This window comes from uncultured Fibrella sp., from assembly GCF_964250085.1.
Lineage (GTDB): Bacteria > Bacteroidota > Bacteroidia > Cytophagales > Spirosomataceae > Fibrella.
The window spans coordinates 215,020-229,612 of the sequence record NZ_CAXUEC010000002.1; the positions used below are offsets into that span (position 1 = coordinate 215,020).

Genomic DNA, 14,593 nt, shown 5'->3' on the forward strand with positions numbered 1-14,593 from the left:
TAGCCGCTTAGCAAGCGTGCCAATCCCAGGCAGGCCATTGGTGGTTTTCCTGATATTTCGTAACCTTTACGATATAACCGAGCGTACGTGCAACTACCATCGGCTCAAATCGGCTTTCCTGGCTGGTAAAACAGTCACCTGTAGGCACCAGACGGGTTTCTCTTCGTAAGGGCCAGTTTCGGATCGGGAATTGCGGCTTTATCGGGTAGTACCCCAACCCATTTTCTCAACAGTTCTATGAGCCTGTCTTCCGTCATTCCCCACAACGTACTTCGGCTATCTCACTTCACGGTTGAGAATGCGCTGGAACCAATTCTGCTGTTCGACCAGACCGGGCGGGTGAGCCGGGCCAACACGGCAGCCTGTCGGCAGCTTGGCTACGAACTGGCTCAGTTGACAACGCTACATTTCAGCACAATCTACCCCGACTATAGCCCCGCCCAGTTTAGTGAACTGTGGCAGTCGCTTCAGCAACGCCACACCCTCACCCTCGACCTGCCCCAGGTACGTAGCGACCAGACTGTTCGGCAGGCGGAGGTGGGCATGAACTTCGTTCACCTCGACGATCAGGATTACCTCTGCTGCTTCGTGCGCGACGTGACCGAACGCTCCCAAGTGGACGATACGCTACGACGCATTTCAGAAGGCACCGCGGCCGACATTGGCATCGACTTCTTCCAGTCGCTGGTGCAGCAACTCACGGCCACGCTCAACGTGCAATACGCCACCGTGACCGAGTGTACCAATGTAGAGAAGACGCGCGTGAGAACGCTGGCGTTTAATGTGAACAATGCCTTACACGAAAATATCGAGTATGATCTGGCTGGCACACCCTGCGATATCGTTATGAAGGATCGTGATTTTTATTGCCCGACCGACGTGGCCGCGAACTTTAGCCAGGGAGTAGGCATCGAATCATACCTGGGTGTGCCGATTCATGACAAAGCGGGTGAGGTGATCGGTCATCTGGCGGTGAGCGATGCACGACCCATGACCGACCATCACAAATACGTGGGCATTCTGCGGGTACTGGCCGCCCGGTCGGGGGCTGAAATTGGCCGTAAAGTGGCCGAAGAACGACTCCTGCACATTCAGGAGCAACTGGAAGCCACGGTTGTTGCCCGAACGCTCGAACTGGCCACCGCCAAAGAAGAAGCCGAAGCGGCCAACCGGGCTAAAAGTGATTTCCTGGCCACGATGAGCCACGAACTCAGAACGCCCCTCAACGGTATTCTTGGCTACACCCAACTGTTCAAACGAGACACGGAACTATCTGAAGGCCAGCAGAAAGGCGTAAAAGTCATGCACGACTGCGCCGAAAGCCTGCTGTCGCTCATCAACGACGTGCTTGATCTGTCGAAGATCGAGGCGCGGAAAATGGAGGTACTTTCAGACACTTTTTACCTGCCCGAACTGCTGCACAACATCACCCAGCAAATTCAGATTCGGGCCGAGCAGAAGGGCCTCCGGTTCGACACGTACCTGGCCGATACCCTTCCCGACTGGGTCGTGGGCGACGAGCGCAAAATCAGGCAGGTGCTGCTCAACCTGTTGGGGAACGCCGTCAAATTCACGCCGTCCGGGACAATCACTTTCCGGGCCGAGTGGAGCGCGGGACGAAACACCGGTATTACCGGCGACGAGTCTCCCACGCCAGTCATTCGCTTTCTGATCGAAGATACGGGCGTGGGCATTCCCGACGAACAACTGGCCAGCATCTTCCTGCCCTTCCAGCAGATCCGCGAATCGTCTGATTTTGTGGAGGGTACGGGCCTGGGCCTATCCATCACCGACCAACTCGTTCGGCTGCTCGACGGCGACTTGTACGTAGCCAGTCAGGCGGGGCGCGGTACCCAATTCCGCCTGTCGATGAAGCTACCCGCCGCTACCGAATCAGTACCAGCCAGTAACCCAGCGGTTAGAACTGGCCAGCCGATTGTGGGGTACGAAGGTCCACAGAAAACCATTCTGGTGGCCGACGATGGCTATTCAAGCTGTTCCGTCATCACGAGTCTACTTGTGCCACTCGGTTTTTCCGTCATCGAAGCCAAAAACGGTCGTGAGGCGATTGACCTGGCCCGGAAGCACACGCCCGATCTGATTTTGCTCGATCTGGTAATGCCCTACGTAGATGGGTTCAACGCCCTGGAAGCGATCAGAGCCGATCGGGCTACGCAGTCGGCACACGTGTTTGCCTTTTCGGCGAAAGTGTTCGACAGCGACAGGCAACGTACCCAGCAAGCCGGTTTCGATGAGTTTATTCCGAAACCCGTCGATTTACAGGACCTGCTCACGAAGATTGGCCAGCACCTGAACCTGACCTGGCAACTCGCCCCTGCGGCATCGTCGCCGGTTGTGCCAGCGACGGCTCAGGTACGTGAGGAGGCTGCGCAACTTCCCGATGTGGCCCAACTGGACGCCTTGCACACACTGGCACGCATGGGTGATATTCAGGGCATTCTGGGTCAGCTTGAGGCACTGGAACAGGCGAATGCGGCGTATCAGCCCTTTGTCGAGCGCATCCGTCGGGCCGCCGGCGAATTCGATACGCGGGCCATTAAGAAGTACATACAAACCTGCCTGAAATCAGTATGAATGCGTTCTACGACGACGATAATGGCCCCGGCATAACCAGCACGGGGAAGCAGCGCACAATTTTGATTGTTGACGATATGCCCAACAATATCAGCGTGTTGTACGAAACCCTGACCCGCTTTCGGTATAAAGTGCTGGTGGCCCGCGATGGCAAAAGCGCGATTGAACAGGCGCAACTCGCCCAACCCGACCTGATCCTGCTCGACATTATGATGCCCGGCATGGACGGTTTCGAGACCTGCCGCCGGCTGAAACAAGCGGAAACGACCCAGGCCATTCCGGTGCTGTTCATGACGGCCCTTTCCGAAACCATCGACAAGGTCAACGGTTTCAATATGGGGGCGGTGGATTACATTACCAAGCCGTTTCAGTTGCAGGAAGTGCTGGCCCGCATCAACACCCACCTGACCCTGCGCCAGTTGCAATGCGAGCTGGAAGACGCCAACGCGCTGCTCGAACAGCGCGTGGCCGACCGGACAGACTCGCTCGCCAAAGCACTGGCCGAAGTGGAACAACTCAAAAACCAGTTGCAGGCCGAGAATACGTACCTGCGCGAAGAACTGAAACAGACCACCAATTTCGAGGAGATCGTCAGCCAGAGCAAAGCGTTCGGCAAGGTACTTCGGCAGGTAGAACAGGTAGCCCCTACCAACACATCGGTGCTGATTCTGGGCGAATCGGGAACGGGGAAGGAACTGCTGGCGCGGGCCGTACATAACCGGAGCGGCCGGAAGAACAAGACGCTGGTGAAGATCAACTGCGCCGCCCTGCCCGCCACGCTCATCGAAAGCGAACTGTTTGGCCATGAGAAAGGCGCCTTTACGGGGGCAATGACCCAGAAGATCGGCCGTTTCGAATTGGCCGACGGCGGCACTATATTCCTCGACGAAATCGGCGAGATGCCTATTGACCTGCAATCGAAGTTGTTGCGGGTGTTGCAGGAAGGCGAGTTCGAGCGGGTAGGCGGCACCAAAACGCTGAAGGTCAACGTGCGGGTGATTGCTGCCACCAACCGCGACCTGGAGAAAGAAAGTGAAGAAGGCCGTTTTCGGGAAGATCTGTACTACCGGCTCAACGTGTTTCCGATCCAGAGCCTGCCTCTTCGCGACCGAAAAGACGACATTCCGCTATTGGTCAGGCATTTCTGTGTCAAACACGGGCCAAACATTGGTCGGCAGATCGAGGTAATTCCGCAGGACGTGCTCGATTCCCTGATGGATTATCACTGGCCGGGCAACATCCGCGAACTGGAGAACGTCATCGAGCGGTCACTCATCATTTCATCGGGCCGGAAACTGGAACTGGGCGACTGGTTACGCCGGAAAAATACCGTGCCCAAAAAAGCGGGCCTGATCAGCATGGAGGAATGCGAGCGCAATCATATCATCGCCGTGCTGGAACACACCCGCTGGAAAGTCAGCGGCGATAACGGAGCGGCTAAAATCCTCGACATGATTCCTACCACCCTCGATTCCCGCATGAAAAAACTGGGCATCAAGCGGCCGTAGCCAGGTACGTTGCCTGGCGTGTGTTGAATTAACCGAACTTTAACTGGTCTGACAATTAGCGCGTTAAACGGAGCGGGCACTGAGGCGTCTAACGTATAAATTGAGCGAAAGCCCATTACTACGATGAACGCAAGTAAAGTCAGTTTCTTAGCCGTTTGCCTGCTCACCAGCCTGGTTACAGCCAGCTTTGCCCAGTATGGTCAGGGTTATCCCAATGGTGCCAACTGCCTGCCGAATTATCCGAATGGGTACGGCCAGAACTACCCGAATGGCTACGGACAGAGTTACCCAAACGGGTATGGGCAAGCTTACCCGAACAGCTACAATCAGCCTTATCCGAATGGGTATGGCTATGGGCAACCCCAGCCGGGCTACAGCACCTATGGTCCCTACGGCCAGCCTTACCCAGCACAACCCCAGGTGATTATCGTGCCGCCCAGAGTGGTGATCAGCCCACCGCCGGTGGTGTATGGCCCTCCCGCTGTCATTGTTCGTCCCAACATGAACTACGGTTATGGCTACGGCAACGGGCACCGGGGCGGCGGACGCGGTGGTTTTGGCGGTCGCCGCTGGTAATTAAGTCAACCTTATGGTGGGGTATGCAATACCCCCCGTCATGAGTCAACCAATTGACAGTCAATCAACAAAGAAATGAAAACGATAAAAATGTCTGTTCCACTGGTAGGTCTACTAGTGCTATTGATGGCCAGTTGTGGTCCTTCCTACCTGAACACCGGCGTTGGATATGGCCAGCGACCCTATTACGGAAACCGTGGGTACGTCTACAGTCAGCCACGGGTGATTGTTGCCCCGCCGGTGGTGGTTCGTCCACCTTATTACGGTGGCTATGCCAATCGGAATGCACGCGGCGGTTATGGTGGCTCGTATGGCGGCGGCCGGTCACGAGGTCGGCGCTGGTAACAGGTCCTTCTGAAAGGAGCAAGCTCCTGATTCGACTGGGATCAGGAGCTTGCTCCTTTCAGAAGGACCTGACTATTTTTACGTTATGCTTCGTCAGTTTCCGGTGTATACCATCGGCCATTTTATCAATCAGCCTACCAATCCGACGGAGTTTGAACTCCTTCGCTTCGAGACGATGGCCGAACCGGAGGTAGATGACCTGCACCGGCATACGTTCTACGAGATTATCTGGGTCGATGAAGGGCATAGCCGACAGACCATCGACTATCAAACGTATGCCCTGTCGCCGGGTTCGCTGTTCTTTATTTCGCCCGGCCAGCTTCATTATTTTGAGGAGTGGGAACCACTTCGGGGCGGCAGTATCTTTTTTACCGACGATTTCTTTCTGCTCAATCAGCAAAAGAAAGACAAGCTTTTTGAGTTGAGCTTCCTGGATAATTTCTACGCCAATCCGCTACTCACACCCGCTCCTACCGATTTTCGCGACATCCGTCAGACCATCGACCTGCTGGATCGGGAACGGCGGCGCGCCGACCATTCGCCCGCCATCACTCAGCCGTTATTGCATGTGTTACTGGCTCAGGTTCAGCGGTGTATCGATGCTCAGCAGGGGCAACAAGCGGCCCGTCGGTATGTGATTCAGTACAAAAACCTGAAGCGTCTGCTCGATCAGCATTTCAGCGCTAATCAGTCGGTTAGCTTCTACGCATCGGCCCTGAACATGACGCCGCATCACCTGAACCTGATTTGTCGGGAAGTGACCGGCCAAACGGCGGGCGATGTGATCAGAGCCCGTAGCCTGCTGGAAGCCAAACGGTTGCTAACGTTTACCGACCTGACTGTCAGCGAAGTGGCTACCCAGCTTACCTTCATGGACCCGTCGTATTTTGCCCGTGTTTTCCGGGCCGAAACGGGCGAATCGCCAGGTACGTTCAAACAACGAATGTCCGAAAAGTACCGGCTATAGTCGGTTCCTTCCTAACCGCACCTTCATGGCCGTGGTACATTTGTGCCGTTCTAAACAACCCGATTCATGACACACGATCAGACACGCAATTGGTTTATCACCGGCATCTCGAGCGGACTGGGTAAGGCCCTGGCCGATACTCTTTTAGACCACGGCGATTTCGTTATAGGTACGTTCCGTCAGGCGGATCAGGTAGCCGATTTCAATGCCGCCAACGAAGGGCGTGGCTTCGCATTAATGCTCGATATTACCCGGCCCGAGCAGATTAAGCAGGCCGTTCAGACGGTTATCGACCGGTTTGGTCGCCTCGACGTGCTGGTCAATAATGCGGGCTATGGGTTTGCGGGGGCTATTGAAGAGGCGTCGGAAGTTGAAATCCGGGCCGTATTCGAGGCCAATTTCTTTGGGACCGTCGCCCTTACGCAGGCGTTTCTACCGCTCTTTCGCCAGCAGAAAAGCGGGCATATCGTCCAGATCTCGTCGCAGGCGGGCGTGAAGGCGACGCCCGGATTTGGCGTGTATAATGCCAGTAAGTTTGCGCTCGAAGGGGCCAGTGAGGCGTTGGCCGCAGAAATTGCCCCGCTGGGTATCAGGCTGACAATCGTGGAGCCGGGGCCATTCCGCACCAACTTCGCGGGCGGCTCATTCAGGCAAGCCACCATCCAGATCGACGACTATGCGGCCACCGCAGGTACGTTCCGTAGCCGGATGGGGCAGATCAACGGGCAGCAGGAAGGCGATCCGGCCAAAGCAGCCGAGGCCATCCGGCAACTGGTACAGTCGGAAAATCCACCTCTGCGCATGCCGCTGGGGACCATTGCGCTGGCATCGATCACCGCCAAAATAGCCAGCCTGCAACAGGATGTCGATGCAGGCCGGGAGGTGGCAAGCCGGGCTATTTTCGGGTAGACGGACTCACGAGCCGCCAAGTTGCTGCCTCAACTTGGCAGCCAGGTGGGGCAACGCAAGAACCCGGTCGAGCAGGTGCCTATCCGGCTGGCGGCTCATCACAAGTTGGGCCACGGCTTCTATGGTTATATCGGTGTCGGCGGCTTCGAGTAGTTCGATTGTGTCGCCCGCCTGCACGATTCCTGGCTCGACTACCCGAAAATAAATGCCCGGCCGACCAACCCGCGCAAAGTGGCGTACCATCCCCGCATCATTGAACCATACGTTGACTTTATAACACGGAAACCGGGGTTGCACCGCCCGCAATTGGGCTGTTCCAACGCGAAACAGATCGCCGATACGTACCTGCGCATCGAGCAGACCGTCTGTCGTCAGGTTTTCGCCAAACAGGCCGGGCGTCCAGTCAGTGCGGGAAAGTTCCTGTTTCCAGACTTCATAGTGGGCCAGATCATAGGCATACACGGCCTTGTCTGGCCCGCCATGCACCGTCAGATCGGCCTGACGGTCGCCGGTCAGATTCACTATATCCAGCGAAACAGGACCTGTTACGGGCTCTTTGAAAATGCCCGTTGTGATAGTGCGCCCACCCCACTCGACCGACCGGGGTAAGCCAACGTTTACCGATTCAATACGCATAGTTATTAGACAATTAATTCAGGTACGTCGCCTAGCAGATGTTTATCAGTCTGGCAAAGTAGCCAAACATACATCAGGTTACCATAAACGCATTTTGAGCGTGTTACGAATTACCCGAAACTTTACGATATATCGTAAAGTTTCGGGTAAACAAACTACCATTAAAAAATAACTAATACTCTCATAATCAATAGAATATCCTGCTTATTACTATTGGTACGACTCTTGGCATAAGTCAGTTAGATCAGCAAACGACTTATGTGCACCGCAACCTATTTCCCGCTTAGTACTACCGGTTTTATCCTGACACATAGCCGGGATGAAAAAGTGATCCGCCCCGCCGCCCTTGCCCCAAAAGCATTCCGCATTGGCGATTCCGACGTTACGTTTCCACAAGATCCGCAGGGACAGGGTACCTGGATAGCGACCTCGGCCGATACGACAGTTTGCCTGCTGAACGGGGCCTTCACCGCCCACCTGCCGAAGCCGCCTTACAAGCATAGTCGCGGTCTGGTTATTCCTCATTTTTTCACGTACCCATCCGTTGATGAATTCGCCGAGGCGTACGATTTCTGTAGCATCGAACCCTTTACGTTGCTCGTGGCCGAACGGGGGCGGCTAGTTGAACTGCGCTGGAATGGAAAGCGCCTTTTTACGCACGAGAAAGACCCGGAACGACCCCATATCTGGTCGTCGGTGACGCTGTATACGCACGACGTAATCGAAAAACGGGAAGACTGGTTTCGTGACTGGCAGCAGCAGCACCCGGCTCCATCAGTTGAGGCTATCCGGTGGTTTCACCAGCATGCCGGAGATGGCGACCGGGAAAACAGCATCCGAATGAATCGCCAGGATGCCCTGCTCACGCTGAGCCTGACGAGCATTATTCACCACGACGGGCAGGCAGACCTGTTCTATGAAGATTTTACGCAGGACCTGTTCACGCACCAAACCATCCGCCCTTCCTATGCAACCGCTTAGTTCATCCGTCAGCACCTCGACCGGTTTCCGGGAAACGTTGCTGGCCTTAGTGCCTCGTTTCCGGCTCAACAGCCCCTTTTTCATCCGGTTGCGCCATTGGGAATACTGGCCGTTTAGCGTGGTATATGCGCCCATTTTCGTGTACTGGCTCTGGCTGTCGATCAAAGCGCGATCGTTGTTTTTCTTTTCCGCGTCCAATCCATCCATCGAAACGGGCGGGCTGCTGGGCGAATCGAAGATTGATATTCTGGACCGTATCAGCAATGAGCTCAAGCCAAAAACGCTGTTTGTACCCGCCGATGCGCCCACGGATACCATCTTCCAGCAGATCGATTCACTGGGGCTGACGTACCCACTCATTGCAAAACCCAACGTGGGCGAGCGCGGCTGGGAAGTGGAGAAAATAACGCATTGGGAAGGCGTCATCAACTATAGCCAACGTACCCACTTCGATTTCCTGATCCAGGAATACGTAGACGAACCGCTCGAACTGGGCGTGTTTTACTACCGAATGCCGGGTCAGGCGCAGGGCGTGGTTTCGTCGATTGTACAGAAGGAATTTTTAACCATCCGGGGTAACGGGCGCAACTGCATCGAAGAACTGATCCAGCAAAACGACCGGGCTATTCTCCAGCTACCTGCTTTGACCAAGCAGTTCGGGCACCGCTTTCACGACATTCCGGCCGTTGGTGAAGTCATTACGCTGGTGGGCATCGGCAACCACAGCAAAGGCACCAAATTCCTGAACGCCAACCACCTGATCACGCCCGAACTAACCACCGTTTTTGACCGGATCAGCCATTCGATCGACGGTTTTTACTTTGGCCGGTACGATCTTCGTTGCCGCAGTGTCGCCGACCTACACGCCGGTAAGCACATCCAGATCATGGAATTGAACGGGGCCGGAGCCGAACCGGCACACATCTATCAGCCCGGTTTTTCGTTGCGCGAAGCCTACCGGGTTCTGTTTCATCACTGGCGCGTTCTCTACAGGATCAGCCGCGAGAACAACCGCCGGGGTGTCGCCTACATGACCTTATCCGAAGCGGTTCGTATCTGGCGTCGCAGTCAACAAACTCAACGGTAAACCAATGACTATGAACTCCTTATTTGTCCCCATAAACACTGATCTGACCGGTCTTCAGGTACTACTGACAGTCGGCCCAACGCAGGAAGCGATCGACCCGGTTCGGTATATCAGCAACCATTCGACCGGCAAGATGGGGTACGCGCTGGCGCAGGTACTGGCTGAACGCGGCGCACAGGTCACGCTCGTTAGCGGCCCCACCAGCCAGACGGCCACTCACCCGGCCATAACGGTCGTTCAGGTACGTTCGGCGGCGGAGATGTACGCGGCTTGCCTCACCTATTTTCCATCGGCACAGCTCACGGTACTGGCTGCCGCCGTGGCCGATTATACGCCCAAAGTGGTGGCCACTCGCAAGCTTAAAAAGAAAGAAAACGAGTTTACCCTCGAACTTGTTAAGACAGTAGACATTGCCGCCAGCCTGGGGAAACAGAAACGCGATGATCAGCTACTGGTTGGTTTCGCGCTGGAAACAGATAATGAACTGGCCAATGCACAGGCCAAACTGGTCAGTAAAAATCTGGATTTGGTCGTGCTGAATTCGCTTCGCGACGCCGGGGCGGCGTTTGGCCACGACACAAACCAGGTCACGTTCATTCACAGGAACGGGGCCATTCACCGGTTCGGGCTGAAATCGAAGCGAGCCGTAGCTCAAGACATCGCCGATCAGATAAGTAGCGTATTTACAGTCAGTACCGTTTTTTAAACCAACCAATCCTATGCGAATTCTTCAGATTATTCTTTTTAGCTGGCTTATCAGTAGCGCTGCCTTCGCGCAGGACGATGAAACAGCACCGGCCACGCTTCCTAAAGTAAAACCAGGCGAAGCCGTAGCCACGTTTGCGGGCGGTTGCTTCTGGGCGCAGGAAGAGGGTTTCGACCAACTCAAGGGCGTTCGGGAAGTTATCTCGGGCTACGCAGGCGGCAACGTACCCAACCCGACTTATCAGCAGGTGGGCACCGACAAAACCGGTCATGCCGAGTCGGTACAAGTCTATTACGATCCGAAAGTGATCAGTTATGACGAGTTGCTCACCGCCTTTTTTGCGGGCCACGACCCCACTACGCTCAATCGGCAGGGGCCCGATCGGGGACGTGATTATCGGTCGGTCGCTTTTTACCGCACGTCTGCCGAGAAGCAGGCTATTCTGGCGGCGATTCAGCGCACCAACGAGTCGAAGCATTACCCCAATCCGGTGGTTACGGAAGTAGCACCGTTCAGTGTGTTTTACCCCGCCGAAAAGTACCATCAGAACTACTGCAAACTCCATCCCGAACAGCCTTACATTCAAAGTGTTTCGTTGCCTAAAGTAGAGAAGCTACGGCACGCCATGCAGGGAAAACTAAAGAAAGAAGGCATTTATTAATGCCGGTTTATAGACCAACAGCCCCGATTCTGAATTGCTCGGAATCGGGGCTGTTGCTGCTTACAGGCCGCTGATCGCCCCGCGTGGCACTACCTTTACGCATGGATTATTTCAAAAAGCTCCAGGACTTACTCAAACTGGAACGGGATGAAGACCGGTATCAATACCAGCAACTTACCCAATCGACCAGCGTGGCCAAACGGCGGGCCAATGGCCTCACCTGGTACCCGATCGCTATTCGGGGGTCGGAACTGGGGCGCGGCGATTACCTGACCGTCGAGGTGGAGCGCACTACCCACCAGGATCTATCCCATCAGCTACGGACGGGCGTTCCCGCCGTATTGTTCAGCAACCACGACCCTAAAACCGACCGGGTAGAAGGTACCATTTCGTACCAGAGCGGCAACCGGCTCAAGATCACCCTGTTGACCGACGAGCTACCCGACTGGTCGCGCGACGGGAAGCTGGGCATCGAAATGCTCTTCGATGACAAAAGCTACGACGAGATGCAGGCCGCGCTTAAAGAAGCCAACGACCTCGGCGAAGCAGGCACCAACCGCCTGATCAAGACGCTGACGGGAGTTGCATCGCCCACCTTTCATCCCGATAGTCCGCCCGTAACCATTCCCCGGCTAAACGACAGCCAGCAGCGGGCTGTGACTAACATACTGGCAGCTAATGAATTGGCCATTGTTCATGGTCCGCCGGGCACCGGCAAGACAACCACGCTGGTGCAGGCTATCCACGCGCTGATCAGGCAGGATCACAAACAGATTCTGGTCGTAGCTCCCAGTAACGCGGCCGTCGACCTGCTGAGCGAAAAGCTGCATGAAGAGGGCTTGAATGTATTGCGCGTAGGCAATCCAAGCCGTGTATCGGACCGATTGACCGCCCTGACGCTAGACCATAAAATGGCCGAGCATAGCCTGATGCGGGAAGCGAAGAAGCTGAAAAAGCAGGCCAACGAGTTCAAGACGATGGCCCACAAGTACAAACGAAGTTTCGGGAAAGCTGAGCGGGATCAGCGCAAGGCCCTGTTCGACGAGGCGCACCGGATCATGAAAGATGTGGGCAACACGGAGCAGTACATCATCGACGATCTGGTAGGCAGGGCGCAGGTCATTACAGCCACGCTCGTGGGGTCAAATCAGTACATGATCCGCCAGCTTACCTTCCATACCGTCGTCATTGATGAAGCGGGTCAAGCACTGGAACCTGCCTGCTGGATACCGATTCTGAAAGCCCAAAAACTGGTGCTGGCGGGCGACCATTGTCAGTTGTCGCCAACCATCAAATCCAGTGAGGCAGCGCGCAATGGCCTGAGCGTTACCCTGCTCGAAAAGTGTATTGCCCTGCACCCCGAGGCCGTGAGCCTGCTGGAAGAGCAGTACCGGATGCACGAACAGATCATGGGTTACTCGGCATCCGTGTTTTACGATAATCGACTGCGGGCTCATGCATCGGTGGCCGGACACACCCTGTTTCCGGGCGATACGGCTCTCCAGTTTATCGACACGGCCGGTTGCGGATTCGACGAGAAACTGGAAGGCACCAGTTCCACCAACCTGGAAGAAGCAGCCTTGTTGATCAGGCACTTAACACAGACCGTGGCGCAGCTAAGCCCGTTCTACACGTCCGCCGATTTCCCGAGTATTGCGGTCATTTCGCCCTATAAGCAGCAGTTAGTCGTCCTGAATGAGCAACTCAACCACGTACCTGACCTGCAACCCTACCGCGCCGCCATTTCGGTCAACACCATCGACAGTTTCCAGGGGCAGGAGCGCGACATTGTCTACATTTCCATGACCCGCAGCAACGACCGGGGCGAGATTGGCTTTCTATCGGACATCCGCCGGATGAATGTGGCGATGACCCGCGCCCGCAAAAAACTGGTCGTTATTGGCGACAGTGGCACATTGGCCAGTCACCCCTTCTACGCCGATTTCGTTACCTACGCCGAAGGCCTCAACGCCTACCGAAGCGCCTGGGAATGGCTGTGACCAATAGTATCTAATTAGGCACCTTTATTTATTTTAACGCTATCCGATACTAAGGCAAACGTATGGAGCTAAAAATTGCTTCGCGCTACGTGCCCTTCGACAGGCTCAGGGTGACAACTCAATCAAGCATATTCATGACGACCTTGGATAGGCTTGTCACCCTGAGCCTGTCGAAGGGCACGTAGCGCGAAGCAATTTTTAGCTCCATCTTTTGCTGATCCTAGGCCCGTTTTGACATCTTTTAAAGAATATACAATCCCAACTCAACGGGCAATCTCAATCTTATACTTCTTGCCTTTCATCTTTTCGTTCTGGATTCGGCTGAGCAAATCAGCTACTTTACTGCGGCGCACCGAGGCAAAGGACATAAAATCACCTACTTCGAGGCGGCCCAGATCATCTTTCGCGAGTTGCCCCTTCTGCGCGAAAAAACCCACAATATCGACCTTGTTGATCTTGTTTTTCTTACCACCGCTGATGTAGACGGTCACGTAGGCAGGTGGTTCGGGCAGGGCGGGCGTGGTGGTGGGCAACGTGAATTCGTCGAGCGTTTCGCGGAGGTAGAACGGATTCGGTGTCGACTCGCCAGGTACGTCCTTCGGTAGCATGACGTAGGCGGTGCCGGAGGCGTGCATTCGGGCGGTGCGTCCGTTGCGGTGAGTGAACTCGGTTTCGCGATCGGGCAATTCGTAGTGAATCACGTGCTTCATGTCGGGAATATCGAGGCCACGAGCGGCCAGATCGGTGGTGATCAGGTACGTTACGCTGCCGCCCCGAAAACGGATCAGCGCCCGTTCGCGGTCGGCCTGCTCCAGGGCTCCGTGATAAGCCGTACTGTATAACCCCTTGCTGTTCAGCCAGTCGCTGAGCTGCTCAACGGTGTCGCGGAGGTTGCAGAAGATCAGAGCCGATTCGGAACCGAGCGTGCAAAGCAGCCGGAACAGCGTGGCCCGATCGTCGGGACCGTTGGTGTAGACGGCTTTCAGCGTGAGGGCGGCGGGCTTGTCTTCGTCAGCCTCGAAGGTTAGCCAGGTTGGGTTGTGCAGTTCGATAAAATCGGGGATGGCAACGCCCGACGTGGCCGATACCAGCACCCGCGTTTGCAGGTTGGGCAGGTTGTCGATGATGTAGGCCATTTCGTCGTGGAAACCCAGCGTCAGTGATTTGTCGAACTCATCAAGCACCAGCGTTTCAATGCCGTCGGTGGCGAAGGTACGGCGCGTGAGGTGGTCGGCAATACGGCCGGGCGTACCGATGAGCAGGGCGGGCGGGTTGCTCAGGTTCTTCACTTCTGTTTCGACAGAGTGGCCACCGTAACACACATTGACTTTGAAACCCGTCGCCATTTTGCGCCACACCTGCTCGATCTGCATGGCCAATTCGCGCGAGGGCACCAGCACCAGACACTGCACCTTACCCGTATCTGGCTGAAGCAATTGCAGGACAGGTAACAGAAAACCGAGCGTTTTGCCGGAGCCGGTGGGGGCCATCAGAAACGTGTCGGTGCCGGGCAGGATCGCCTGTTCAGCGGCCGCCTGCATGGGATTCAACGCCTCGATGCCAAGGGACGCCAAAACGTGGGTACGTGATTCAGTCATGCCACAAAAGTACGGTGAATACTA

The 14,593-nt window shown here is 55.5% G+C and carries 13 protein-coding genes; 11 read left to right on the forward strand and 2 right to left on the reverse strand.

Features of this window, described 5'->3' with window-relative positions; genetic code table 11:
* Positions 1 to 237: 237 nt before the first annotated feature.
* The 6 genes from ACFE8Q_RS06400 to ACFE8Q_RS06425 all read left to right on the forward strand — a co-directional run bounded on the left by ACFE8Q_RS06400 (position 238) and on the right by ACFE8Q_RS06425 (position 6,900).
* On the forward strand, positions 238 to 2,595 hold the full coding sequence (locus ACFE8Q_RS06400) for a histidine kinase dimerization/phospho-acceptor domain-containing protein (protein ID WP_375444539.1): 2,358 nt from the start codon (positions 238 to 240) through the stop codon (positions 2,593 to 2,595).
* Positions 2,592 to 4,103 carry a sigma-54-dependent transcriptional regulator gene (locus ACFE8Q_RS06405; RefSeq protein ID WP_375444540.1) on the forward strand — a complete coding sequence of 504 codons (1,512 nt, stop codon included), beginning with the start codon at positions 2,592 to 2,594 and terminating at the stop codon, positions 4,101 to 4,103. Before ACFE8Q_RS06400 ends, ACFE8Q_RS06405 begins: the two co-directional genes overlap by 4 nt.
* 123 nt (positions 4,104 to 4,226) lie before the next feature.
* Entirely contained in the window at positions 4,227 to 4,679 is a 453-nt protein-coding gene (locus ACFE8Q_RS06410; RefSeq protein WP_375444541.1) for a hypothetical protein, read from the forward strand.
* A gap of 75 nt (positions 4,680 to 4,754) precedes the next feature.
* Positions 4,755 to 5,024 carry a hypothetical protein gene (locus tag ACFE8Q_RS06415; RefSeq protein ID WP_375444542.1) on the forward strand — a complete coding sequence of 90 codons (270 nt, stop codon included), beginning with the start codon at positions 4,755 to 4,757 and terminating at the stop codon, positions 5,022 to 5,024.
* An 85-nt stretch (positions 5,025 to 5,109) separates the two neighbouring features.
* Positions 5,110 to 5,991, forward strand: coding sequence for a helix-turn-helix domain-containing protein (locus ACFE8Q_RS06420; protein WP_375444543.1), 882 nt, complete (start codon positions 5,110 to 5,112; stop codon positions 5,989 to 5,991).
* A gap of 66 nt (positions 5,992 to 6,057) precedes the next feature.
* On the forward strand, positions 6,058 to 6,900 hold the full coding sequence (locus tag ACFE8Q_RS06425; protein WP_375444544.1) for an oxidoreductase: 843 nt from the start codon (positions 6,058 to 6,060) through the stop codon (positions 6,898 to 6,900).
* 6 nt (positions 6,901 to 6,906) lie between these two features.
* On the opposite strand, the gene ACFE8Q_RS06430 is transcribed toward ACFE8Q_RS06425, so the two are convergent.
* Complete coding sequence (locus ACFE8Q_RS06430) at positions 6,907 to 7,536, reverse strand: MOSC domain-containing protein (protein ID WP_375444545.1); 630 nt, start codon at positions 7,534 to 7,536, stop codon at positions 6,907 to 6,909.
* 258 nt (positions 7,537 to 7,794) lie between these two features.
* Between ACFE8Q_RS06430 and ACFE8Q_RS06435 the strand changes: the two genes are divergently transcribed.
* The 5 genes from ACFE8Q_RS06435 (at position 7,795) to ACFE8Q_RS06455 (ending at position 12,971) form a co-directional block, all read left to right on the forward strand.
* The gene (locus ACFE8Q_RS06435; RefSeq protein ID WP_375444546.1) at positions 7,795 to 8,517 is read left to right on the forward strand and encodes an NRDE family protein; all 723 of its coding nucleotides are present in this window, start codon (positions 7,795 to 7,797) and stop codon (positions 8,515 to 8,517) included.
* Positions 8,504 to 9,604 carry a hypothetical protein gene (locus ACFE8Q_RS06440; protein ID WP_375444547.1) on the forward strand — a complete coding sequence of 367 codons (1,101 nt, stop codon included), beginning with the start codon at positions 8,504 to 8,506 and terminating at the stop codon, positions 9,602 to 9,604. Before ACFE8Q_RS06435 ends, ACFE8Q_RS06440 begins: the two co-directional genes overlap by 14 nt.
* Before the next feature lie 10 nt (positions 9,605 to 9,614).
* Positions 9,615 to 10,310: a phosphopantothenoylcysteine decarboxylase gene (locus tag ACFE8Q_RS06445; protein WP_375444548.1), complete on the forward strand. Its 696-nt coding sequence runs from the start codon at positions 9,615 to 9,617 to the stop codon at positions 10,308 to 10,310.
* 13 nt (positions 10,311 to 10,323) lie between these two features.
* Positions 10,324 to 10,971, forward strand: coding sequence for a peptide-methionine (S)-S-oxide reductase MsrA (msrA, locus tag ACFE8Q_RS06450; protein WP_375444549.1), 648 nt, complete (start codon positions 10,324 to 10,326; stop codon positions 10,969 to 10,971).
* Positions 10,972 to 11,072: 101 nt separating this feature from the next.
* Positions 11,073 to 12,971, forward strand: a complete 1,899-nt coding sequence (locus ACFE8Q_RS06455; RefSeq protein ID WP_375444550.1) for an AAA domain-containing protein — start codon at positions 11,073 to 11,075, stop codon at positions 12,969 to 12,971.
* A 263-nt stretch (positions 12,972 to 13,234) separates the two neighbouring features.
* Here the strand turns inward: ACFE8Q_RS06455 and ACFE8Q_RS06460 are convergent, their stop codons facing one another.
* Positions 13,235 to 14,569, reverse strand: a complete 1,335-nt coding sequence (locus ACFE8Q_RS06460; protein WP_375444551.1) for a DEAD/DEAH box helicase — start codon at positions 14,567 to 14,569, stop codon at positions 13,235 to 13,237.
* Between the last annotated feature and the right edge of the window lie 24 nt (positions 14,570 to 14,593).